This window comes from uncultured Haliea sp. (assembly GCF_963973825.1).
GTDB lineage: Bacteria > Pseudomonadota > Gammaproteobacteria > Pseudomonadales > Halieaceae > Haliea.
This window is the reverse complement of the sequence record NZ_CAXBAE010000008.1, coordinates 64735-89706: the sequence shown is the minus strand read 5'-3', so window position 1 is coordinate 89706 and position 24972 is coordinate 64735. Positions and strand designations below refer to the sequence as shown.

The 24972-nt window shown below is 63.3% G+C and carries 17 protein-coding genes; 10 read left to right on the top strand and 7 right to left on the bottom strand.

Annotated features, from left to right (window positions below; translation table 11 throughout):
- Positions 1 to 28: 28 nt before the first annotated feature.
- From AACZ17_RS10920 to AACZ17_RS10900, 5 genes are all read right to left on the bottom strand, one after another.
- A complete protein-coding gene (locus tag AACZ17_RS10920; protein WP_290745866.1) occupies positions 29 to 1567 on the bottom strand; it encodes an XrtA system polysaccharide chain length determinant in 1539 nt (512 codons plus the stop codon).
- A gap of 41 nt (positions 1568 to 1608) precedes the next feature.
- Positions 1609 to 2247 carry an XrtA/PEP-CTERM system exopolysaccharide export protein gene (locus AACZ17_RS10915; protein ID WP_290745863.1) on the bottom strand — a complete coding sequence of 213 codons (639 nt, stop codon included), beginning with the start codon at positions 2245 to 2247 and terminating at the stop codon, positions 1609 to 1611.
- Positions 2248 to 2389: 142 nt separating this feature from the next.
- On the bottom strand, positions 2390 to 3862 hold the full coding sequence (locus AACZ17_RS10910; protein ID WP_290745860.1) for an AAA family ATPase: 1473 nt from the start codon (positions 3860 to 3862) through the stop codon (positions 2390 to 2392).
- A gap of 125 nt (positions 3863 to 3987) precedes the next feature.
- Positions 3988 to 5301: a nucleotide sugar dehydrogenase gene (locus tag AACZ17_RS10905; RefSeq protein WP_290745857.1), complete on the bottom strand. Its 1314-nt coding sequence runs from the start codon at positions 5299 to 5301 to the stop codon at positions 3988 to 3990.
- A gap of 11 nt (positions 5302 to 5312) precedes the next feature.
- Complete coding sequence (locus AACZ17_RS10900; protein ID WP_290745854.1) at positions 5313 to 6338, bottom strand: SDR family oxidoreductase; 1026 nt, start codon at positions 6336 to 6338, stop codon at positions 5313 to 5315.
- A gap of 195 nt (positions 6339 to 6533) precedes the next feature.
- Between AACZ17_RS10900 and prsK the strand changes: the two genes are divergently transcribed.
- From prsK to AACZ17_RS10885, 3 genes are read left to right on the top strand one after another with little or no spacing between them, the layout of a single operon-like run.
- Positions 6534 to 8609 (top strand): XrtA/PEP-CTERM system histidine kinase PrsK, encoded by a 2076-nt coding sequence (prsK, locus tag AACZ17_RS10895; RefSeq protein WP_290745851.1) that lies wholly within the window; start codon positions 6534 to 6536, stop codon positions 8607 to 8609.
- Between the two features lie 11 nt (positions 8610 to 8620).
- A complete protein-coding gene (gene prsR, locus AACZ17_RS10890; protein ID WP_290745848.1) occupies positions 8621 to 9979 on the top strand; it encodes a PEP-CTERM-box response regulator transcription factor in 1359 nt (452 codons plus the stop codon).
- 15 nt (positions 9980 to 9994) lie between these two features.
- A complete protein-coding gene (locus tag AACZ17_RS10885; protein ID WP_290745845.1) occupies positions 9995 to 13360 on the top strand; it encodes a VanZ family protein in 3366 nt (1121 codons plus the stop codon).
- Between the two features lie 16 nt (positions 13361 to 13376).
- Here AACZ17_RS10885 and AACZ17_RS10880 read toward each other — a convergent pair whose 3' ends face one another.
- On the bottom strand, positions 13377 to 13844 hold the full coding sequence (locus AACZ17_RS10880; RefSeq protein WP_290746111.1) for a low molecular weight protein-tyrosine-phosphatase: 468 nt from the start codon (positions 13842 to 13844) through the stop codon (positions 13377 to 13379).
- A 58-nt stretch (positions 13845 to 13902) separates the two neighbouring features.
- Complete coding sequence (locus AACZ17_RS10875) at positions 13903 to 14706, bottom strand: serine protease (RefSeq protein ID WP_290745842.1); 804 nt, start codon at positions 14704 to 14706, stop codon at positions 13903 to 13905.
- A 156-nt stretch (positions 14707 to 14862) separates the two neighbouring features.
- Here AACZ17_RS10875 and AACZ17_RS10870 point away from each other — a divergent pair, with 156 nt between their 5' ends.
- From AACZ17_RS10870 to AACZ17_RS10840, 7 genes are all read left to right on the top strand, one after another.
- Positions 14863 to 16473, top strand: coding sequence for an acyl-CoA ligase (AMP-forming), exosortase A system-associated (locus tag AACZ17_RS10870; protein WP_290745839.1), 1611 nt, complete (start codon positions 14863 to 14865; stop codon positions 16471 to 16473).
- A gap of 202 nt (positions 16474 to 16675) precedes the next feature.
- Entirely contained in the window at positions 16676 to 18097 is a 1422-nt protein-coding gene (locus AACZ17_RS10865) for a TIGR03013 family XrtA/PEP-CTERM system glycosyltransferase (protein ID WP_290745835.1), read from the top strand.
- Positions 18098 to 18338: 241 nt separating this feature from the next.
- Positions 18339 to 18620, top strand: coding sequence for a hypothetical protein (locus tag AACZ17_RS10860; RefSeq protein WP_290745832.1), 282 nt, complete (start codon positions 18339 to 18341; stop codon positions 18618 to 18620).
- A gap of 119 nt (positions 18621 to 18739) precedes the next feature.
- A complete protein-coding gene (locus AACZ17_RS10855; protein ID WP_290745831.1) occupies positions 18740 to 20455 on the top strand; it encodes a DUF1800 domain-containing protein in 1716 nt (571 codons plus the stop codon).
- A 1-nt stretch (position 20456) separates the two neighbouring features.
- Positions 20457 to 21839 (top strand): DUF1501 domain-containing protein, encoded by a 1383-nt coding sequence (locus AACZ17_RS10850; protein ID WP_290745828.1) that lies wholly within the window; start codon positions 20457 to 20459, stop codon positions 21837 to 21839.
- A 265-nt stretch (positions 21840 to 22104) separates the two neighbouring features.
- The gene (locus AACZ17_RS10845) at positions 22105 to 22761 is read left to right on the top strand and encodes an SDR family oxidoreductase (RefSeq protein ID WP_290745825.1); all 657 of its coding nucleotides are present in this window, start codon (positions 22105 to 22107) and stop codon (positions 22759 to 22761) included.
- Complete coding sequence (locus AACZ17_RS10840; RefSeq protein ID WP_290745822.1) at positions 22758 to 24893, top strand: PQQ-binding-like beta-propeller repeat protein; 2136 nt, start codon at positions 22758 to 22760, stop codon at positions 24891 to 24893. Before AACZ17_RS10845 ends, AACZ17_RS10840 begins: the two co-directional genes overlap by 4 nt.
- The last annotated feature ends 79 nt before the right edge of the window (positions 24894 to 24972 follow it).

Below are 24972 nucleotides of genomic sequence, written 5' to 3'. Positions count from 1 at the left end.
TCAGCCGAACCGGCCCCGATAACGGACATCATGCTGTCATCCCCGGCGCGATGAGCACACCGGCAAACGCGACCAACAAGGCCCCGCCGCACACCGCAAACCCCGCCAGACGCCACAGGCTGCTGCGCTTTTCCTCCGGCGACTTGTTCCAGGTGACGGTGCCCAACAGGGGCAAACCCGTCGAATGTGCCAGCATGCGGGCGTCGGTCACAATCGGATGCACCAGCGTCAGCAGCAGTGCCACGCCCACACCCGCACCCAGCGCAACGATCAGCACGCCGGCGTTCAACAGCAGCTTGTTGGGCTTGCTGGGTTTACGCGGCACAAACGGCGGATCGATGACGCGGAAGCTGACTTCACCACCCGTGCTTTCCACATCGCCGGACAACCGCGCGGACTCACGCCGCTCCAGCATCTGCTGATGCTGCCGTGCGATCACATCGTAATCGCGATTCAGTTGCTTCAGCTCGGCTTCAACTTCGGGAATCTGATTCACCTTCGCCGCCAACTCGTCGGCACGGCGCTCGAATTCGGCGACGCGCACCCGCAGCTCGGCGGCCTCGGCTTCGGTCTGCGCCAGCATGCTGCGCATACCCTGGTAGACCGGGCTGCTGGCCAGGCCACTGAACGAGGCACCGGGCTGTTCCCGCATGCGCGCGTACTCGGCCTGGCGCTCTGCTTCCAATTCCTCAATAAGCCCGCGCAACCGCACGACCTCCGGGTGCTTCGCGGTGTAACGCGCCAGCAATCCGTCCATCTGCAGCTGCAGGGACTGTACCCGGGCGTCCAGCGGCGACTGCGCCGTGCCGGTTGAGCCACCCGCGATGAACACCGGGTCCTCGCCCTCGATTTGGCGCTGCAACTCACGCCGGCGGTTCTCCACTTCGCGCAATTGCAGCTGCGCCTGTTGCAAGGCACCCCGGGTTTCCTGCAGGCGGCTGTAGTAGTCCCCACCGCCGCCGGGCAACACGTCGACATTCTGTTGCTTGAACATGGCCAGCCGGCGCTCGGCCTCGACCAGCCGCTGCTCCGACTCGGCGATTTGCTGTTGCAGGAAGCTCTGCGCGTCCGAGCTGTCCTCGCGTTTGTCACTCATGGAATTTTCGATGAACACCGTGATCAGCGCCTGCGCCACGCGCCGGGCGGTCTCCCGGTCTGGGTCCGTCACGGAAATGGTATAGAGCGAGGTGTTGCCACGACTGCCGGACAGCCCAATGGACTCCTGCATACGCTTGATCAACGCTTCTTTCTCGACCTCCGTGGTCGCCCCGAGGTCCAGATCGGTCATGCGCGCCAGCCGCTCCATATTCGGCCGGCTGAGCAGCGTCTGGCTCATCATCTGGATGCGCTGGTTGATGTCCGGCGTGATGGTGAGCCCGCGCATGAGCGGGCGCAGGACGGAGTTCGTGTCCACGTGCATGCGGGCCGTCGCCACGTAGGACTCCGGCATCTGCCAGACGTAAGCCCAGCCCGTGAGGGCCAACACCCAGGCCGTGGCGAGCGCGAGCCAGCGGTGCCGCCAGACCCCCAGCACATAGCTGACCAGTTGCGCAAACACATCCTGCATGGCTCGCTACTCCGCGACCGACCGAAACTGCGCCAAACGCATCAGAACCAGCTCTCGGATATGATGACGATGTCGCCGGGCTGCAGCGCCATGTTTGCGGAGATGTCGCCCTTCTTCAGAAGGTCATCCAGACGCAGGCCGTAGGAGTCCTGCGTGCCACCGTGGGTACGTACCAGTACCGATTTATTGCCCGCGGCAAACTCGGTCATCCCGCCCACCGCGATCATCAGGTCGAGCAGCGTCATGTGCTGTCGATAGGGTACGCTGGAGGGTGTTGCTGCTTCGCCCACGACGCGCACCTGCTGCTCAGGCACGCCCACAAATCCGTTAACGATGACACTGACCACTGGCTGGCGCACGTAATCGCCATAGGCTTTCTCGATATCACGCGCCAGTTCGGTCGAGGTACGACCACTCGCCTGCAGATCCTCAACCAGACGCGTGGTGAACTTGCCGTCCGGACGCACAATGCCCGTCGTGGTGAGTTCCGGGTTACCCCAGACGAAAATCTCCATCGTATCGCCGGGACCGATGACATAGTTGTAATCTGGCGCCGCAGACCGCTCTGCGACCGGCGCCGGTGGATGTGAGGCACAGGCCGCCAGGGTCAAGACCATCAGCGCTGCCAGCACGCGGGCAACAGGCGAACGCCCCTCTGGAAGTTCGGTGAATATGCTCATCTTCTTCTACTCCTCAGCGAGCCATTGGCGGCCCATTTTGTTTTACCACGTTTGCCAGGTGCCACGTCGTCAGCACAAAAACAACTGCCAGCGTAACAACAGGTAACCACATTCGATGGGCAATATCCCACCGTTTTCCCCACTATTCCAGAAAAAACCCGAAGCTGAACCCGGTAGCCGCCCAGGCGACCAGGGCAATGGACGCCAGCAGGATTCCGCCGATCACCCAGCCCCCGCCAAGCTCCCCGCCCGGGCTCTGGGCACTGTGGCCGCCGCGCGCCGCGGTGGTCGGCTTCGTTACCCGCCCCTTTTTTGCGGGCGCAGCGCGCCGTGTCCTACCCGACGCCACGGTCGCTCCACCCGGTGCCGGCCTCCCCTTGACGGAAGGCTGGTCACTCGCCGCGTCCTGTGCTGTTGATGCTGGCGCAGGGGCGGGCGCAATCGTTTCCGTGGCGCGCATCGCGTCCACCGCTGCGGTAACCGCGACTTCTGTCTCTACATGTCCGTGTATCGGCGTTGGAACTGATTCGTCGGTGCCGGTGCGCCGCGCCGTCACGCCGGCGGCGCCGGCAACCACCGTCAGGTGCTGACGTCCACGAACCACCTGCTGTTCCGGCTGCTGCTGGACGGCGTCATCCGCCCGCCCGGCGTCGCCGGCGGCAATCTCTCCTTCGTCGCGCTGCTCGGTGTCACGTGCACCAGCAACCTCAGGGTCCGCGTCACCCTGCGCTGCCGCGGGCGCTTCATCCGGCGTGTCCTCCAGCCCGTGAAAATCCGCCTCGGACCAGCTGGCACCAGCAGCCAGATGCTCGTCCTGCAGTTCGCCAATCACCTCGCGCACATCCGCGACTTCCACACGATGCCGCTGCTCCAGGGCACAGTGCAGCAGCAGTCGACTGCAAATGAGGTTGATGCGCCGCGGTATCCCTTCACTGAACTTGTACACCAGGGGGAATACCGCCTGACTGAAGGCCGGATCGCCCCGCCAGCCGACGACGTCGAGCCGATGCAGAATGTACTCCCGCGTTTCTTCCAGCTCGAGTGACTTCAGATGACTGGCCGCAACAATGCGCTGATGCACCTGTTCCAGCTCGGGGCGCAGCACCAGTTCCCGCAGCTCGGGTTGACCGAGGAGAAATATTTGCAGCAGGGGTTTCCCAGCGACCTGAATGTTGGTCAGCAGACGCAGCTCTTCCATCGCGGACACCGCGAGATCCTGCGCCTCGTCGACGATCAGCAGCGCTCGCCGCCCATCGCGGTGCCAGGCGCGCAGCTGCTGGGTAAGTCGCTGCAGCAACTCGCCTTTTTCCACGACATCAACCGTCACCCCGAACTCATAGGCGACGAGCTTCAGCAAGTCGTCAGCTTTCAGCTGGCTGCACACCAGGTTGGCCACCCGCACGTTTTCGCCGCTGAGGTGTTCAATCAGCGCGCCGACCAGCGTGGTCTTGCCGGTGCCGGGGCGGCCGGTGACCATGACAAAGCCTTCCTCGCGCATGAACGCGTACGCCATGTAGGCGCGCGCCTTGATATAGCCCTTGTGGGCATAGGCGAAAGCATGGTCCGGACTGAGCCGGAAAGGCTCCGAATTGAAGCGGTAGAACTGGTCGTACATGGCGACGCGTCTCTACGGGTTGCTCGTTATGACCCTAATGGTGCAGGCAAAGCCATTGTACCGCAAGGTAACATGTGCCTTGACTTCCCGGATTGTGAACCAGTTCAAGGCAGACACTCAGCGCACTACAGTCGCCAGAGTGGCAAACCGGCGGTGGCGGCCTCTGCCCGGTCCAGCACGCCCTTCACGTCGATAACCACACCGCCCGGCGCCAGAATCGGGGTGACGACTTCCAGGCCCTTTGCCAGATACTCGGCATGTGGCACAGCCAACACCACGGCATGCGCCGCGGGCAGCGATGCCCAGCTGACCAGCTCGATGCCGTACTCCTCTTCCGCCTCCGCCGCATCGGCGAGGGGGTCGTGCACCGTCACATCGCAGCAGTAGTCCTGCAATTCACGGATGATGTCCTCAACCCGCGAGTTGCGCAGGTCCGGGCAGTTCTCCTTGAAGGTCAGGCCCAGCACGGTGACACGCGCACCTGCCACCGGGTGTCCACGGCTGACCAGTTGCTTGACCGTCTGCTCGGCGATGAACTTGCCCATGCCATCGTTCGTTTTGCGCCCACCGAGCACGACCTGCGGATGGTAGCCCGCGCTCTCGGCCTTGTAAGTGAGGTAGTACGGGTCCACACCAATACAATGCCCCCCCACCAAACCGGGACGGAACGGCAGAAAATTCCATTTGGTGCCCGCCGCCTCCAGCACATCCAGGGTGTCGATGCCCAGCTTGTTGAAGATCATCGCCAACTCGTTCATGAGGGCGATATTCAGGTCGCGCTGGGTATTCTCGATGACCTTGGCCGCCTCAGCCACTTTCACACTGGCGGCGCGGTGCACGCCGGCGTCAACCACGCTCTCGTAAAGTCGGGCAACGCGATCGAGGGTGGCAGGGGTGTCCCCCGAAACCACCTTGGTGATGGTCTCCAAGCGGTGAACCTTGTCACCGGGGTTGATGCGTTCCGGCGAGTAGCCAATGAAAAAACCGGCATCCGCCGCGACATCCTCTCCGCTGCGACCCGCCCAGGTCAGCCCTGAACCGGCCTCCAGCAGGGGCACGCACACTTCCTCCGTACACCCCGGGTATACCGTGGACTCGAAGATGACCACCGTGCCCGGGCGCAGGTGTTGCGCCACAGTGCGCGACGCCCCTTCAAGGGGACTCAGGTCCGGCCGATGGGCGTGGTCAATCGGCGTCGGCACCACCACAATAATAATAGACGCCTCAGAAAGCGCCGCAGGCTCGGTGGTGAACTCCAACTGTGAAGCCGAAGCCAGCGCCTCTGGCGACACCTCGCCACTCGGATCATGGCCGGCACGGTAATGGGCAAGCTTGCGTGCATTCAGGTCGAAGCCGATGGTGCGGCGCTTGCGGCCGAAGGCGACCGCCAGAGGAAGGCCAACATAGCCAAGCCCAACAATTGCTACCGTTTCTTGCATGGATAAATCGCTCATTTGGATGACTGCCCCATAAACCACGCCGCGGTGCGGGCCAGACCTTCTTCAACCGCGTACTGTGGCGTATACCCCAGCAGGCGCGCTGCTTTGCTGATGTCCGCCTGGGAATGCCGTACATCGCCTTCCCGGAAATCTGCGTAGACCGGCTCCAGGGCGGCCAACTCCGGACTACGCTCACTCAACAGGTCACGTATGCCGTAGTACAGGGCGTTCAGCGTTGTGCGCCCGCCGTAAGCCACGTTGTAGACCTGGTTCACCGCCTCCGGCGACTCCACGGTGGCCGCCAGCAGGTTGGCTTGCACCACGTTGTCGATGTAACAGAAGTCGCGCGAGGTTTCGCCATCACCGTTGATCTGGCAGCGCTGCCCGGCGGTGAGTTCGCCGAACCAGCGCGGAATAACGGCAGCGTAGGCACCCTGCGGGTCCTGCCGGGGCCCGAACACATTGAAATAGCGCAGGCCAACCGTCTGCATGCCGTAGGCCCGCCCGAACACATCCGCGTAAAGCTCGTTGACATATTTGGTCACGGCGTAGGGCGACAGCGGCTTGCCAATCTCGTCCTCGACCTTGGGCAAACCCGGATGATCACCGTAGGTCGATGACGAGGCGGCATAGACGAAACGCCTGACGCCGGCGTCACGCGCGGCCACCAGCATGTTGACAAAGCCATCGATGTTGGCGGCATTGGTCAGGAGAGGATCCTCCAGAGAGCGGGGAACACTGCCCAGCGCTGCTTCGTGGAGCACGTAGTGGACACCCTCCACGGCCTGCCGACAATCCGCGAGCGAACGGATATCCCCCTCCTGAAATTCGAAGCTGCCCGCCCCTGGCGCCTCCTGGTGCAACGCCTCAAGATTGTGACGGTGGCCGGTTGCGAAGTTGTCCAGGCCGCGCACATGCTGACCCAGCTGCAGCAGACGCTGGCACAGGTGCGAGCCGATGAACCCTGCGGCACCGGTCACCAGCCAGGTCACCGGGCTCGCCCGCAGCGCACCCTCGGTTGCTTCGATTGTTCTCATTCCCCACTCTTCCCCATTCGGAACAGGCGCGGCGGCGCGACCCTGTAGACCTGAAATGTGCTGCGTTTGGCATCTACGCGCTGTCAGCGTTTACACACTGTTACACTGAGTATAAGGTCTGAACGCTATCACGGCCATGCCTGCACACGCAGCGCGGCATAACACGACAGATTCGGCGGGGAGTGGGACAATCGGATGATGGGCAATATCGGCCTGATAACGCACCTGATTGCCGCCACCAGTTTCGGACTGCTGGCCCTGCTGCTCGTCTTTCAGTGGCGCGTGCAGCCACTGGGTATCAGCCTCGTGCTTGCCTGCACGGCCTCCGCACTCTGGTCTGCCATCATCGGGCTTGGCACACTGGCAGAGTATCCCCCCGTCCACCTGATACAGGTCGCAGAACTGGTCCGCAATATCGCCTGGGTGTACTTCCTGCTACAACTGCTTGGCCTGCAGACCGACGGCGCCTCGCTCACCCTGCGCGGCCGCGACTGGCGGCCGCTGTTCTACCTGGGTTCTGCGGTCGCCCTGTTGATTGTGCTGGCGCCGATGCTGGCACCACTGGGAGGCCTGCACTTCGGCTACGAAGTCACGCTCGGCCTGTGGCTGGCCTTTGCCCTCGGCACGCTGTTGGTTGTGGAACAGCTCTACCGCAATGCCACCACGGCGGAGCGCTGGTCGCTGAAGTTTCTCTGTTTCAGCCTGGGCGCCATCGCCGCCTGGGACTTCTTCATGTACTCCGAGGCCCTGCTGTTCCGTCGCCTGGACCCGGACCTGTGGCAGGCGCGCGGACTGGTCAACGCGGTGGTCACACCGGCGCTGGGTATTGCCTTTGCACGCTACAGCTCATGGCGTGTGAAACTCCAGGTCTCCCGACAGGTCGTCTTCCATACGGTCACGCTGGTGGGTGCCGGCATCTACCTGCTGGGTATGGCCGCGATCGGCTACTTCCTCAAGTTCATGGGGGGCACCTGGGGTACGGTGCTGCAGCTCGCTTTTCTGGTCGCCGCCGCAACGCTGCTGTTCAGCCTGCTGTTCTCCGGCCGCCTGAGAGCGCTACTGCGCGTGCAGTTGAGTAAACACTTCTTCAGCTATCGCTATGATTACCGTGAGGAGTGGTTAAAGTTCACCCGGGCACTCGCCAGCCTCAATGAAGAAGTCGCTGAGGGGATCATCCGGATCATGGGCCCGCTGGTCGACAGCCGCGCAGGTCTGCTGTGGGGCGGCAGCGAGGGCCAACCCCTGCGCCTGCTCGCACACTGGGAGATGAGCGTTCCCGAGGGTGCCGCCGAAGAGGGCCTCGGGGCGTTGCCCGCCTGGCTGCAGCGCACAGACTGGGTGATCAACCTGCAGGAATGGCGGGCCTCGCCGGATGTCTATGTTGACCTGCAACTGCCGCGTTGGTTGCGGCAGGATGAATCGCTCTGGCTGATCATCCCACTGGTCTTCCGCGACCGCCTGGAGGGTGTATTGATGCTGCGACGGTCGGAACTGAAGGACAGTATCAACTGGGAAGACCGCGACCTGCTGAAAACCGCCGGCCGCCAGGCCGCCAGCCACCTGGCTCAGCATCTGGCGAGCCAGGCACTCGTTGAGGCGCGGCAGTTCGATGCGTTCAACCGCTTATCAGCGTATGTCGTGCACGACCTGAAAAATATTCTGGCGCAGCAGTCCCTGATCGTATCCAATGCTGCCAAGCACCGCCATAATCCGGCATTTATTGATGACATGATCGCCACTGTCGACAACTCGGTGGCGCGCATGCAGCGCCTGATGGAGCAAATGCGCAGCGGTATGCGCAGTGTCAGTGCGGCTGATGTTGAGCTGGAACCACTGCTGCGCCAGGTCGTTGAGGGCAGGAGTAGCGCCCGGCCCATCCCCAGTCTTGCAGGCCTCGACCACCCGGTGCACGTGGAAGCGGACAGCGAACGGCTCGCCACCGTATTCAACCACCTGATCCAGAACGCACAGGAGGCGACCCCGGCCGATGGCAGCGTCAGTGTGCAGATCACCACCGGCGACAACCAGGTGATCGTGGACATCAGCGACAGCGGCCGCGGCATGGACGCCGAGTTCCTGCGACTGCGACTGTTCCGCCCCTTTGAATCCACCAAGGGCCTGACCGGTATGGGCATCGGCGCATTCGAGAGCCGGGAGTACATCCGCCAGCTGGGTGGCGATATCAGCGTGCAGAGCGAGCCGGGCGTCGGCAGCCGTTTCCGGGTGACCCTGCCCCAGGCCGGCGGACTCTCAACGAGCAACATGGAATAACCGGATACAACATGGCAAAGACAACAACCAGACACCTGTTGGTGGTAGAAGATGACAAGGGGCTGCAGAGCCAGCTGCGCTGGGCCTTCGACGGCTACGAGGTGGCCATCGCGGGAGATCGCAGCGAGGCCATCACCGCACTGCGCCGCTTCGAGCCCGGTGTGGTGTTGCTGGATCTCGGGCTGCCGCCTGATCCGGGGGGCGTCACCGAAGGTCTCGCTACTCTGCGCGAGGTCCTGAGCCTCGCGCCGGAAACAAAGGTGATTGTGGTGACCGGCGACAACGACCGCGCGAACGCGGTGAAGGCGATTGCCGGTGGCGCCTGGGATTTCCACCAGAAGCCCGCCGATGCGGAGCTGCTGTCGATGCTGGTGGACCGCGCCTATCACGTCTATGCCCTGGAGCGGGAAAACCTGCGGCTGCAGAAAGCCAGCGAGAACATGCCGCTGCGCGACATCATTGCGGTCAGCCCGGAGATGCTGAAGGTGTGTCGCACCGTGGAGAAAATTGCGCCCACCGACATCACCACGTTACTGCTTGGCGCCAGCGGCACCGGCAAGGAGCGCTTCGCACGCGCGCTGCACGAACTGAGCCCCAGGGCGGGTAAACGCATGGTGGCCATCAACTGTGCCGCGATTCCGGAAAACCTGCTCGAAAGCGAACTGTTCGGGTATGAAAAAGGCGCCTTCACCGGCGCCAACCAGCAGACCATCGGCAAAATTGAATATGCCAACGAGGGCACGCTGTTCCTCGATGAAATCGGCGACTTGCCGCTGGAGTTGCAGGCCAAGTTGCTGCGCTTTCTGCAGGAGCGCGTGGTCGAGCGTATTGGAGGGCGTAAAGAGATACCGGTTGACGTGCGTATCGTGTGTGCGACGCACCAGAACCTGGAAGAGCAGATGCGAGAGGGTCGCTTCCGTGAGGATCTCTATTACCGAATCAGTGAAATGACGATCAAGATTCCCGCGTTGAAAGATCGCACCGGTGACACGGCCGTGCTGGCCAAGGCATTCCTGTCGCGCTTCACCGCCGAGCTCGGCAATGGTGGCCGCAGCTTCGACAGCAGTGCCCTCGAAGCGTTGGAACGCTACACCTGGCCAGGCAATGTGCGGGAACTGGAGAGCCGGGTGAAACGGGCGGCCATTATGGCTGACGGCCCCCAGGTAACCGCAGAGGATCTGGAACTCGACACGCAATCCACCGAGGATGCCCTGCCGTTGAACCTGCGGCAGGTGAGGGACGCAGCGGAGCGGGGGGCGATCATCCGCGCGATGGGGCATGCCGGGGACAACGTCTCGGAAGCGGCAGCGTTGCTCGGTGTAACCCGACCGACCCTGTACACTCTACTGGAAAAGTACGGTTTCAAATAACCGGAGCTCTCTGCGGTGATACCACCGACCCGCTCACCGTTTCCCTGGCTGTGGCTTGGGTACTCCCTGCTGCTGGTCTACGGCACCTGGTTCCCGCTCGACCGCTGGGACTGGGCACTGGGAGGCTGGCAGGCTTTCATGGCCATGGACTGGCCAAAACGGGTGGCCCGCTCGGACTTTATTCTCAACCTGATCGTGTACCTGCCCTTCGGACTGCTGGCCATGCTCTGCCTGCGCGGGCCGTTTGTGCGCAGACTGCTGCTCGCAACAGCGGCGGCCACGGCGCTGTCCGCCAGCCTGGAGTTTGGTCAAACCTACCTGCCCGGGCGGGTGAGTTCACTGGCAGACCTGCTACTGAACAGCGCCGGCGGATTCCTCGGCGCGCTGGGCGCCGGACTGGCCGTGCGCCTGACGCTCTCCAGACGGCTTACCCAGCGCGTGCTTGCAGCACTCCGTGACCCCGCTACCGGCAGGCTGGGCCTGCTGGCGCTGGGCTGCTGGATCCTCGCTCAATGGGCCCCACTCGTGCCCAGCCTCGATATCGGCAACCTGCGCGCAGGCCTGGCCCCCCTCAAGGCCACACTCACCGGCAAGGCACCCCTGAACAGCGCCCAGGTCGTCAGCTATCTATTCATGCTGTTTACCGTGGGCACGCTGCTGCTGAGCGTTCTTGCCCCCGTCCAGCGCCGCCTGTCCGCTGTGTGTGGACTGCTGGCGCTGGTGTTGGCAGGCAAGATTCTAGTGCTGGGACGGGTACTGTCGGCCGAGGCACTACTGGCCTTCGTCTGCCTGATCCCGATATTCTGGCTGTTGCGCACCGCCTCCACCGGCCTGCTGCGCGGATTGCTGCTGCTGTCGCTGACCGCCTTCCTGATAGAGGACGCGTTGCTGCCTGCGGAGGGCAACAGCGCATTGCGTACCATCAACTGGATACCGTTTCGCGGTCACATCAATAGCGTGCACGGGGTGGTCAACCTGCTGGAGACCCTGTGGGTGTTCATCGCGCTCGCCTGGGTCACCTACCCCTGGAGCCGCAACCGCAACCTGCGCACCGTGCTGGCCTGCCTCATTGCTGCCGTTACCCTGGGGCTGGAGTGGTGGCAGCAATTCGTGCCCGGCCGCTACCCCGACATTACCGACGCGCTGGTGGCGACGGGCGGCTGGTGGCTGGCCACGGTCTGGCCCTGGCCCGTTGAGCCGGACCCACAGCGTGACCAGAGGCAGCCGCCCACATCAGCTGGACGCCGCAGGGGCGGAAAATCGGGATTTCCCCGGCGTCACCGCGTGTTGCTGCTCGCCGGCGCCAGCCTCGTGGGGCTGTTGGCAGGCCTGTACGCATTCCTCGCCCGGGAGGACATTGCACCTTACGCGCTGCCGACAATTGAACAACTCCCAGCGCCCACTTTTCCGTCCTGGCGACAGGCGCATCCAAGGCTGCCGGCACCGACAGACCAGGACATCGCCCTGCTGCGCGCACACCATCCGGCCTTCTGGGAGCGACATCGGAAAGCCGCGCGGGAAGGAAAACTGTACTCACGGATTCTCATGGCCCTTGTAGAACCCGGCTCCGTGGATCTACAGGCCCTGCACACGGACTTGATGGCACTGCAACCCACCTGGCGTGGCCACGAGCAAACCCGTCCGCTGGCGCTGGCCTACGACTGGCTGTACGCACAGTGGACGCCAGCGCAACGGCAAAGCCTGCTCGCCAGCGTGGAGGCAGCCTGCGACTACCAGATTCACGTGATCACCGACAAGTACGCCCTCTCGCCGTACAACGTCTACCTCTACAACAGTCCGCTGCAGGCACTGATGATGGCCGCCATCGCCAGCCACGGTGATAGTGACAACGACCGTTGCATGCGATTCACCGCAGACTACTGGCGCCACCGGGTACTGCCCGTGTGGCGCCAGGTGATGGGCTCCACAGGTGGCTGGCATGAAGGGGGAGAATACATCGGTATTGGTATCGGCCAGGCGGTGTACCAGTTGCCCGCGCTGTGGCGCAACGCCACCGGCGAGGATCTCTTCGCCCGCGAAGCGGGTATCCGCGGCTTCGCCGATTTCGCCCTGCACAGGACCCGACCCGACGGCACCTACATTCGCAGTGGGGACGCGGCGCACTTCCGTCGCCGTATTCCGGACCTGGCACCGCTGGCCCTGGAGGTCGGGCACCGCGCCGCCTATACCCTCGCCGCACCAACAACGCCGCTGCGCCCCCTGTCCTGGCCCTGGGGCCCCCTGGCGCAGCCCGGCTTTGCGGATACGACTGCCCTGCAGCGCGAGCCCACCAGCCGCTGGTTCGACGGCATTGGACTGCTGCTGGCGCGCTCCAGCTGGAGCGAAGACGCCACCTTTGTAACCTTTCGCGCGGGCGACAACTACTGGTCACACTCACATCTGGACCAGGGAGCGTTCACCATTTTCCGCAACGGAGCACTGGCCATAGACAGCGGCCTCTACAACCGCTACGGCTCTGAGCACCACATGAACTACACCTCTCAAAGCATCGCCCACAACGTCATCACGGTCACCGACCCGGAAGACACTGTGCCCATGCCACCCAAGGGCGAGGGCGGCTCCAGCCGCGCCATCGCCAATGATGGCGGGCAGCGGCGAGTCGGCTCCGGATGGGGGCGCGCGGCACCGCTGGACTTCCAGCACTGGCAGCAACAGGCCGAGCACTATCGCACCGTCGGTGAAGTGCGCCACGGAGACGAGCGCGGCGTGTCCTGGGTGGTCGCAGACCTCACCCCAGCCTATACCAATGCGGCTTCCGGCAAGGGGGACTTTTCGGCGCGCCGCCAGCGGGTGCGCAGCTACCAGCGCAGTTTTGTCTTCGACAGAGAACAGCAGGTCATCATTGTCTACGATCGCGTGACGGCCCACGATGCCAGTTTCCGGCAAAAATGGTTACTGCACAGCGAACTCGAACCTGAACTTCAGGGCAGGGACTTTCGCATCGCGGCACCGCTCAACCCAGGTGGCCTGCGCGGACAGCTGCATGGCCAGGTCCTGCTACCAGAGGATGCAAACCTCACCGCCATCGGCGGGTCGGGACTGGAGTTCTTCGTAGACGAACAGAACTATGACGAGGGCGGCACGCTACAGGCAACCGCCCAGCGCCTGCGCCGCGAGCGTGGTGCCGAACCCGGCGCCTGGCGCCTGGAACTGCAGCCAGGCCGGGAGGCTGAAACCCAGGAGTTCCTCGTTGTCATGCGCACTACCGATTTGCAATCCCTGGCACAACCGACGCAGCCGATGCTGGCGACACTGACAACAACGAACGATACCTTGACGGTGCAACTGCCCGGTGCACAGCCGTTGACGGTGCAACTGCCCCGGGGCATGGGAAACGTACAGCTGCAGCGCCGTCGTTAACAGCGCCTGCTTTCCCTCAGTGCAGGTTCAGGTCGGCGACCAGCTGTTCCAACAGGCCGTCCAGTGCTCCATCAATCTGTGCATACACGGCCTCGAAGCCCTGCCAGTCACCGAAATAGGGGTCCGCGACTGGCCGGCCTGCCGCGGCGCCCGGCTGATAGTCCCCCAACAAGCGCACACGCTGCAGCGCCACACTACCGGCAGCCAGTTGCGCGAGCTCCTCGCTATGCGCGTGCTCCATGACCAGAATGTGCGTGCTGCGCTCAAGCAGGGCTGGGGTTGCCTGGCGAGCGCGTATTCTACCCAGTGGAACACCATAGACCTGCGCCAGCCTGACAACCCGAGGATCGGGAGGACGCCCGAGCTGCCCGGGACGCGTCCCCGCAGAGGCCACCGCAATCCGCCGCCCCAGCCCCATGCCACGCAGACGGTGACGCAGCATGGCTTCTGCCAGCGGTGACCGGCACACATTTGCGGTACACACAAACAGAACACGCAACTGCGGCCGCCACCAGATCACCTGTGTTCGCCCTTACGCCGCCTCAAGGGGCAATCCGATCAAGCAATTGATGCACCCAGGTCACCGGTATCACATAGCTGATGCCGGAGGGGCGCTCGAGCACGGACTCCCGGGATTCCTTGACGAACACGCTGTTCACGACGCCGATCACCTTTCCGGTTGCCGGATCGTATACCGGACTGCCGCTGTTGCCCGGGTAGGCTGTGGCGTCGAGCTGGAAGACATCGAACGGGTTACGCATGCGCTGCAGCTGCACGGCATTGAGATCGCGCGCGGCGTCGGCGGTGCGTGCAACGGGAGTGATCGCTGACACCATGCCGCGATGAGTCACGGGATACAAACCCAGCACACCGCCGATCGGAAAGCCGGTAAACGCCACCGCATCGCCCTCACGAACACCGTCGGAATCGCCCAGGGTCAGTGTCGGCAGCGGGCTACCGGTGATTCGCAGAACAGCCAGATCGTGCACAGGGTCCTGTGCCGCAATTTCAGCCGGGTGTACACGGGCCTGGCGTCCGCGCCCTGAAAACACAGCCAGCATCTGTTGATTGTCGTGGTCCAGCAGTTCCGGAAGGACATGGTAGTTGGTCACGATCAACTGGCCGTTTCCCACCACGAAACCGGTCCCACGCAAACTGTCCGGACGGCGATCCCCGATGGGCTGGCGGGGAGGGTAACTCGTACCGACACCGACAATGGCCGGACGCACACTCTCAATCACGTCGGCCAGCGACGCCGCACTGACCGGCACCGGCTGGATAAAGGCAACGATGCACACCAGCGCAGCGAGCGCGGGCACAGAGATCAGGCGAAAAAAGCGGCTCATGGCATCACTCCTGTGACAGGGGCCTGCAGGGTTCGCCGCTTCAGGCTTGCCGAAGCGGCTTTTGCAGGCGACACTGCAAACCTGTGACCATAGTCCAGAACCATCAGGCCGCGCAACGGCGGCAACGCTGGCAACCCCTGGCAAGGAGAACCCCGGGTGACAGATCTTATCCATGAGTTTATCGCACGCGGCGCGCACGTGCAGGGCGACCGACCCGCATTGTTGTTCCGGGACGCGGTGCTTTCGTACGCGCAGGTCTGGGATCTGGTGAGTAATGCCGCCAATGGCCTGCTCGCACAGGGACTCTGTGCGGCAGAACGTGTCGCCATCTATTTGCCGAAGCAGCCGGAGACCGTCGTGGGCATTTTCGCCACGGCAGCTGCGGGTGGCTGCTTCGTTCCGGTCAATCCGGTCCTCAAGCCGCGACAGGTGAGCTACATTCTGCGCCACAGCCAGGCCCGGATACTGGTCACCTCGGCACAGAGGCTGCAGCAGCTGGCGGCGGAACTGCCCGACTGCAGCGACCTGCACACCCTGGTTCTGGTCGACACACTGAGCGGCGAGCGCCGGGAGGCGCTGGCACGTGACCTCCCGGGGCTGACCATCATCGACTGGCAGGATCTGCTGGAAGCGACTCCCCTCCCGCGCCACCGGCGCATCGACACCGACATGACCGCCCTGCTGTATACCTCGGGCAGTACGGGGAACCCCAAGGGCGTAGTGCTCTCGCACCGAAACATGGTGGCCGGCGCACGCAGTGTCGCCGAGTATCTGGAAAACACCCCTGAAGATCGGCTGCTCGCGGTGCTGCCTCTCAGTTTTGATGCCGGCCTGAGTCAGGTCACTACCGCGTTTTCCGTGGGTGCCTCGGTGGTACTCATGGACTACCTGCTGCCGCGCGATGTGCTGAAAGCCGTGGCCCGCTATGAGGTAACGGGGCTGGCCGCAGTCCCCCCGCTGTGGAACCAGCTGTTGCAACAGGAGTGGCCAGCGGAGGTCGCCACCAGCCTGCGCTACGTCACCAACACCGGAGGCGCCATGCCGGTCGCGAGTACGCGGGCCCTGCAACAGAAACTGCCGCACACCCGCATCTTTCTCATGTATGGGCTCACCGAGGCCTTTCGCTCAACGTACCTGCCCCCCGAGGAACTCGAGCAGCGACCCCAGTCCATCGGCAAGGCCATTCCCAATGCTGAGATCCTGGTGGTGAACGAGGCCGGCGAGCTCTGCGCTGCCGACGAGCCCGGCGAACTGGTACACCGTGGCGCCCTGGTCGCCCTGGGCTACTGGAACGACCCGGAGAAAACCGCAGAACGCTTCCGGCCCGCACCGGGGCAGGACCCGGCTCTACCGCTGCCGGAACTCGCTGTGTGGTCGGGAGACCAGGTTGTGCGTGATGCAGAGGGCTACCTGTACTTCGTTAGCCGCAAGGACGATATGATCAAAACCTCGGGCTACCGGGTCAGCCCGACCGAGGTGGAGGAAGTGGCCTACCTGTCCGGCCTGGTTGCCGGCGCCGCTGCACTGGGCCTGACACATGTGCAGCTCGGGCAGGCCATCGCGCTGGTCGTCACGCCCTCTTCCCAGGCCAGCAGCGCGACCCTCGAGCGGGACCTGCTGGCATTCTGCCAGCGTGAGTTACCGAATTTCATGGTGCCCACGAGGGTCATCGTGCGCGAAGCACTGCCCCACAACCAGAACGGAAAAATTGACCGACGCGCGCTCAACGCCGAGTACGCAGGCCTGTTTGAGGAGCCAACAGCATGACCGATCCGCACGGTGGCGCCGCAAGCGGCTCGTTTGGAAATTCTGCATCTGGCGGTTGCGGATCTGAGAACCCTGTCACAGAATGTAACATTCTCCCTGTACTAATGCCTGCAGCTGCTAGAGTTTGAAGGCTGGCGGACGTTCGCCTTCATCAAACCGCGCGACAAACAGAACATGCACAGTATACTGGGGCCAGACCACCATGTTAGCGAGTAGCCTGTTGGGAACCCGACGCGTTTTCAAGCACCACGTTCACGTTGCCTACTACTGGCTGGCATTGCTTGATGCTGTATTGTTTACCGGTGCCTGCTACCTGGGGACCTTTCTGTACTTCCTGCGCGACCAGGCGTTGCTGGACTCCCATCTGGAGACGCTGCTGCCCCGCGCCCTGGTGTTTGCCATCACCACCGTGCTGGCCATGACCTCCCTTGGTCTCTACCAGCCTCGCCTGCGCGAAGGACTGAATGGCATCCTACTGCGTGTTGCGGGGTCTTTGGTGCTGGTGACCATCGCCATGGCCGCCACATTCTATCTGCTGCCCTCCCTGCATCTGTGGCGCGGTGTACTGGCCTACTCATCCGTCCTGGCCTTTACCTCCTGCCTGATCACGCGGGTGATTTTCGCCAACACCGTCGAACTCGAGCAGTTCAAGCGCAAGATCCTGGTCCTGGGCACTGGCCAGAGGGCACTCAACATCGCAGAACGTATGCGCCGCAAAAGCGACCGTCGCGGCTTCCGCATTGCCGGCTATGTCCGCACGGAGGGCGAGGACACACTCGTAGAGACAGGGAGCGTATTCACCCCGAGTGAACCCCTGCACGATTATGCGCTGGCACACGACATCCGCCAGATTGTCGTGGCCCTTGATGACCCCGGTGCATTGCCTGCGGAGGAGCTGATGCATTGCCGCACATCCGGGATAGAAGTCGTCAACATTCTTGATTTTTTTGAGCAGGAAGCGAGCAAGATTCTGGTAGAAGAAGCGCCGCGGGAATGGTTCATTTACTCCGATGGCTTCGCCGCTGGCGGCGCCAAGAATCGTGGCAAACGCGCACTCGACCTGCTCGCCGCCTTTTTCCTGCTGGCTGGCACCTGGCCTCTGATGCTCCTGACAGCACTGGCGATCAAACTGGAAGACGGGTGGCGGGCGCCGGTCATTTTCCGCCAGAAACGCGTGGGCCTGAACGGGCGTGTGTTCGACGTCCTCAAGTTCCGCAGTATGAGCGTGGACGCGGAAGGCGACGGCAAGGCGCGCTGGGCGACCACCAATGACAGCCGGGTAACGCGGGTTGGGCAGGTCATTCGCAAACTGCGCATCGATGAACTGCCACAGATCGTCAACGTACTTGTGGGGGACATGGCACTGGTAGGGCCGCGACCGGAACGGCCGGAGTTCGTGCGCGAGCTGTCCGCGAGTATTCCATTCTTCGACAAGCGCCACTGTGTGAAGCCCGGCATTACCGGCTGGGCCCAGCTGAATTACCCCTATGGCGCCTCCACACGCGATGCCCTGCACAAACTGGAGTACGACCTCTACTACGTCAAGAACCAAAGCCTGTTTCTCGACTGCCTGGTGATTCTGCAAACTGCCGAGGTGATTCTGTTCGGCAAGGGTGCCCGCTAAACCCGCCAAAAGTGCGTTACCGTGACGGCGAATGTGACGCCCCTGTTACCCAAATGTGTCAGGTTTTTTAATTCTGCAGCCGGCTGTTTGGCTTGTGATGCCACCTCGCATTAGGTAACCTCTTGATATCGCATAGCTCTGTCCTTTTTGGTGCGTAATTTGCACAAGCAATAACGACGAAGGGGTTAACGGGCATCAGTCGGCGCTGCGGCGTCAGCATCGCGGGGAGAGTAATCGGGGCATGAATACAGTACTGACCATTATCGCGATTCTGGGCCTGGGCGCCCTCCTCGTGTCTGTCGTGCTCTTCACCATGGCCGCTCGCCGCTACGTGTCCGACGATGAGCCGGAACACATTTCCCTGGTCCCCAACACCGGCCGCGATCATATTCCGCGCAGCCGCGGTGACCGGCGCCAGTCAAACGCCCCCACACTGTTCCCGATCACGGTCAACGGTGAACTGATTACCCGCGAGCGCCGTCAGATAGCAGACCGCAGGCAGCAACCCCGCCGCTACGGCTGAGGCGGAATACCGCACACAACTACCCACGAATCTCGACTTTTCGACGATATTCACGGGACAGCCGCTGCCAGACCGCCTAATATTCGAGCCATACGCGTCATTCATCGAGGCTATGGTCGATGAGAACAGCTGCCATCTTCATCATCACTCTGTGCGCTGCCCTGAGCGGAGGCTGCGGCGGTGGTGGCGGCTCCGGGGCTGACCCGATTCCCGATACGCCCCCGGTGACACCGATTCCCGTCGACCCGGAGCCCGTCGGTGAGGAGCCACTGCGCGGCATTCATGCCGCGGCGCGGCTGGCATCCCGCGCCACCTTCGGCATGCCCTGGGAAGACATCCGCGCCATCGACCAGGCGGGCGAGAACGCCTGGCTGGAAGCACAGTTCGACACGCCACCCAGCCGGCACGATACCGTTGTCAGTGACCTGATGGCGCGCGCTGCACGCGGCGAACTTAGCGCGCTGGACCCTGACCCCACCCGCCTTGAAGGGCTCTTCAGCCGCCTCGCGTGGTGGCACACCACCCTCACCGCGCCAGACCAGCTGCGCCAGCGCGTGGCCTTCGCGCTCAGTGAAATCTTTGTGGTGTCGGACAACGTCGATCTGCTCTTCCAGTCACCCTACGCACTGAGCAACTACTACGACACGCTGCTTGAGCACGCATTTGGCAACTTCCGCGACCTGCTGCTGGAGGTGACGCTGCACCCTGCCATGGGGGTGTACCTCAGCCATATCCAGAATGCCAAGGCGGACCCCGAGGCCAACACCTTCCCCGACGAAAACTACGCGCGGGAGGTCATGCAGCTGTTCAGCATCGGCCTGTTCGAGCTGAACCCGGACGGTAGTGAACGCCTGGATGACATGGGCCGACCGATTCCCACTTACGACAACGACGATATCCGCGAATTCGCCAAGGTGTTCACCGGGCTCTCCTGGGGGGGCGGCAACAACGCGTTCCGGGCCTACCGGCCCAACTTCCGCGAACCCATGCGCATGTTCGAGGAATACCATGACAGCAGCGAAAAGCGCCTGCTCCGGGGCACGGTCCTGCCCGCCGGGCAGAGCGGCATGCAGGACATTGAGGCTGCCGTGGACAACCTGTTCCAGCACCCTAACGTGGGGCCGTTCATCGGGCGCCAGCTGATACAGCGTCTGGTCAGTTCCAACCCGTCTCCCGACTATGTCGCACGGGTTGCCGCCGCGTTTGATGGCGAGGACGGCAGCCCCCGTGGAGACCTGCGCGCCACGATTCGGGCCGTACTGCTCGACCCGGAAGCCCGCGCCGTGCCCGATCCAGACCGGCCACGCGGAAAGCTGCGCGAGCCGCTGTTGCGCCTGATCGCCACACTGCGCCAGCTGAATACCTCGAGCCCGGATGGTTTCTACGCCAACGCGGGCTTCTACGTGCAGGAGCAGATCCAACAGCACCCCCTCTCCTCGCCCAGCGTGTTCAACTTCTTTCTGCCGGCCTTCGCACCCGTCGGTCCCATTGCCGATAGCGGGCTGGTAGCGCCGGAATTCCAGATCACCAACAGTAGCTCCATCGTCGCCATATCGAACCTGCTGCAGGGCGCGGTTCTGGGCGACTTCCTCAACGATCTACGCGAACCGCCCTTCAGTGCCGCACGTTTTGATCTCGGTGAGTACCTGGAGGTCGCAGAGGATGTGCCCGCTTTGCTGGAGCGGCTGGATACGGTGTTCACCTACGGCACGCTGGGAGCGGAGACGCGCGCAAGCATCACCTCGGCTGCAGAGCAGCTGGACGACCTGGAACTGCGCACCCGCGTAGCGCTGTACCTGCTGTTGATATCGCCCGACTACGCGGTGGAGTTGTGACATGCTGACACGACGGGGACTGTTGCAGCGGGGCCTTCTGCTCGGAGGCGCATCGACTGGCCTGGGCAGCCTGCTGCAATTGGGGTTGGTACGTCATGCCGCGGCCCAGGGCGCAGCAAGCGACTACCGTGCACTGGTGTGCGTATTGCTGGCCGGCGGCAATGATTCCTTCAATATGCTGGTCCCCTGGGATACCTCCACCTACGCCGGGTATGCGAACATGCGCTCCGACCTCGCCCTGCCGCGCAGCACGCTACGCCCATTGGCGGGCACCGATGCCACGGGGCGCGCCTATGCCGTGCACCCTGGCATGCCGGGGCTGCAGCGCCTGTTCAATGACGGCGATGCCGCACTCATCAACAACGTGGGTGCACTGGTGGCCCCTCTGGACAGCGCGGCTATTGCGGCAGGCAACTGGCCTACCCCGCTCGGCCTGTTCTCCCACGCAGACCAGATCCAGCAGTGGCAGACTGCGGTTTCGGATGCGCGCATCGCCCAGGGCTGGGGCGGGCGCATCGCCGACCTGATGCAGGGCGCCTCGCCTGCCAACGGCCTGGCCATGAACATTTCGCTGTCGGGCAACAACGTGTTCCAGAGTGGCAGCGCAACAACCCCCTATAGCATCACCACAGACGACCAGGGTGCGAAGTCATTGAATGGCTACACCGAAGATTCACCCGGTGGCCGGTTTACCCGCGCCGTGGTGGACGACCTGCTCGCCAGCAGCCAGCAACAGCTTCTGCGACGCGAGTACGGCAACCGCTTCGCAGATGCACTTGCCACCCAGCAGGCGGTGTCCAGCGCATTGTCCGGGGCGCAACCACTCACCACGGGATTTGCTGCCGATCCCTTCGGCCAGGCCATGCGACAGATCGCGCGCATGATCAGCGTGCGGGACCAGTTTGGTAGCTCACGCCAAACATTTTTTGTCACCGTTGGGGGCTGGGACCACCACGACGGGTTGCTGGAAAACCAGGCGGCCATGCTGCCGATGATTGATGCCGGGCTGCTCGCCTTCCGCGATGCACTGGCGGAACTGGGTGCCCTGCCCATGGTGACCACCTTTACGACCTCGGACTTTGCGCGCACGCTGACCTCCAACGGCAAAGGCTCGGACCACGGCTGGGGCGGACAGCACATTGTGATGGGGGGCGCAGTCAACGGCGGTCAGTTCTACGGCGACTACCCGGATATCCATCCGGACAATCCGCTGGATGTGGGTCGCGGGGTCTACGTGCCAACCACCGCGACCGACCTCTATTTTGCCGAGCTCGCACGCTGGTTCGGTGTCGATGACAGCGACCTGACCGAGGTGCTCCCCAACCTGGAGCGGTTCTACAGCATCGGCTCGGGCGCGCCGCTGGGGTTCATGCTGGGGGGCTAGCACCCCTGGAACACGCGAGCACTCCTTGACCCTCAAGGACTGCAGACACAAATGATGACAAAGCGGAATCTCACCGCTACACTCGCAGTTGCTAGACGCAAACAAGAAACTTAATAAAGGTCTGTCGCACGAGTACTGGCGACCGATCCGGGCGCAGCAACCACGGGATTATTCATCATGCCACACAGCATCGCTATCGCCGGAGGCAGCGGCGGCCTGGGCGCCGCCATGTGCCGCCATCTGGGCACGCAGGGCTTGCACATCATTGTCGGGTATCACAGCCGCGGAAGCGGTAGTCAAGGACATCATCAGCGCAGACGGGCAGGCCACCGCCGTTAAGGTGGACCTCTGCGATGCGGATCAGGTCGCAGCGTTCCTCGCTGCGGGTGCGAGCAGGGGCGCCCACTTGGCTGGTGTCGTCAACGCCACCGGGCCCGCCATACCGCTGCGGCCGCTCTGTGATATCAGCAGTGACACCTTCAGCCACATCATGCGCACCGACGTCGAAGGCGCATTCAATCTGCTCACGCAGGCAGGCAGGTGCCTGGCCGCCACGGGTGGCGGCAGTGTCGTGCAACTGCTCACAACCGCCGTGCTGCGCACCCTGGAAAACGATGCCATGTCGGGCATCCCCAAAACGGCGATCAGCGGCATTGTGCGCCAACTGGCGAGAGAGCTGGGACCACAGCACGTTCGCTTCAACGGTATCGCTCCGGGCGTGATTGACGCCGGGATCGTGCACAGCTCGTTTACTGCAGATCCGGTCGCAGAGAGCGTCATCAACGACTGTCTGGCAAAAACACCCATGCCCCGGCTGGGGAAACCGGAGGAGGTTTCCGCCCTCGCCGCTTTCCTGCTCAGTGACGCCGCAGGCTATATCAACGGACAAATTATCGGTATCGATGGAGGCTACAGCGCATGAAAGAACCGGCATACAGGCGTTCCCGGACCACATCGAGGGCAGGAGCACTACTGGCCGCCCTGGGCCTGATTGCGGCCGGGGCGGCGGCAGAGGATACCCAAGACGCCGCACTGTCCACGCTGGCCGCTAGCGGTGAAGCCCTCTACGCAGAACACTGCGCCACCTGTCACGGCCTGACGCTGCGCGGCTCGGCCCACGGCAACACCCTGAAAGGGGCGGATTTTCTGGCGCAATGGGCCGGGCGCGAAGCCATGACCCTGCTGGCGTTCAATCGCGCCAATATGCCCCCCGGGGGCGCCGGGTCCCTGGAGGACGCGCAGCATGCGGCCATCACGGCCTATCTCATCGACTCCAATCGTGAGGCCGGCGAGGTTGACCAGCGGCTGTTTGCCAGCGCTGACCAATTGGTGGGCGCAGCCGATGGCAGCACCGAAGTCTCCTGGGTCGCCTTTGACGGTGCAGGTTCCATCGATGCGGACGCGCGCACGCGCGGAGGCTTCCAGAACCGCAGCATCAGCGACTTTACACCCGTGACCGCAGAAGACCTGCGCAACCCGGCGGACGGTGATTGGCTGAGCTGGCGACGCACGCTCGATGGCCAGGGCTACAGCCCGCTCAGGCAGGTCAACCGCGACACGGTGGCCGGGTTGAAGCTGTCCTGGGTGATCACCATGCAGGACGGCAGTAACCAGCCAACGCCGCTGGTGCACAATGGCATCATGTACCTCACTCACCCCGGCAACGTGATACAGGCACTTGCCGCCGACACCGGGGAACTGATCTGGGAGTATGCCTACAGCTTCCCCGAGGCCTCGCGCACGCTGGGGGGCCCCACGCGCAACATCGCGATCTACGGGGACAAGCTCTACCTGGCCACCTACGACGCCGCCATCGTGGCGGTTGACGCACGCACGGGTGCCGAAGTGTGGCGCACGCCCAAGGCCGACTTCAACAAGGGCTACACACACACGGCGGGGCCCATCATCGGTGATGGCGTGGTGATCAGCGGCCTCAATGGCTGCGAGTGGTACAAGGAAGAAGGTTGCTTCATCACCGGCCACGATGCCGACACCGGAGAAGAGCTGTGGCGTACCTCCACCATCGCCCTGCCGGGCACGCCCGGTGGCGACACCTGGGCAGGCCTGCCCACGGAGATGCGCGCCGGCGGCGATACCTGGATAGCCGGCTCCTACGACCCGGAGCTCAAACTGTTCTTCATCGGCACCTCGCAGGCAAAGCCCTGGGTGGCGTCAAGCCGCGGCATGAGCGCGACCGACGAGGCGCTGTATACCAACTCAACCCTGGCACTGCGGCCCGACACGGGTGAACTGGTGTGGCATTTCCAGCACATCGCCGGTGAAACCATTGATATGGAAGTGGGCTTTGAACGCGTCCTAATCGATGTAGACGGCAGGCCGCTGCTCTACACCATCGGCAAAGACGGGCTGCTCTGGAAGCTGGATCGCGCCACAGGTGCTTATGTCAACGTGGCTGAAACACTGCAACAGACCATCTACGCCGAGATCGACAAGGCACGCGGCAAGGTGCGCTATCGCGATGATATCGTGGCGGCAGGCGTCGGCGACACGATTGAGGCCTGCCCCGGCATTTACGGCGGGCACAACTGGCAGGCCTCGGCCTATAGCCCCGAAACCGGCAACCTGATCATTCCGCTGCACCAACTGTGTTCCGACATGATCGGGCGCGCGGTCGCCCAGGAACCGGGTTCCGGCGGGTACGGTGCAGACTCACGCACCTACCCCATGCCCGGCAGCAATGGCATGCTCGGACGGCTTGCCGCATGGGACGTACGCAGCATGGCCGAAAGCTGGGTTCACGAGCAGCGCGCCATGTTCCTGACGGGGGCGCTCACCACCGGTGGCGGGCTCGTGTTCATCGGCGACCTTGACCGCTACTTCAAAGCCTTCGACGTGAAAACCGGCGAATTGCTCTGGCAAACACGGTTGGGGGCACCACTACACGGCTACCCCATCAGCTACGCGGTGGATGGCAAGCAATACATTGCGGTACCCACAGGCATCGGTGTGTTTCGCGCCATGACCGCCGTCGTCAGCCCTGAGATCTACCAGCCGACGGGCGGAGAGGCGCTGTATGTGTTTGAGGTGGAATAGCCGCGAATAGACAAGAGCGCGGCCCGACCAGAAAAATAAATCACTCGTCGCCCTGATTCCAACAGGGTTTGCCCATCAT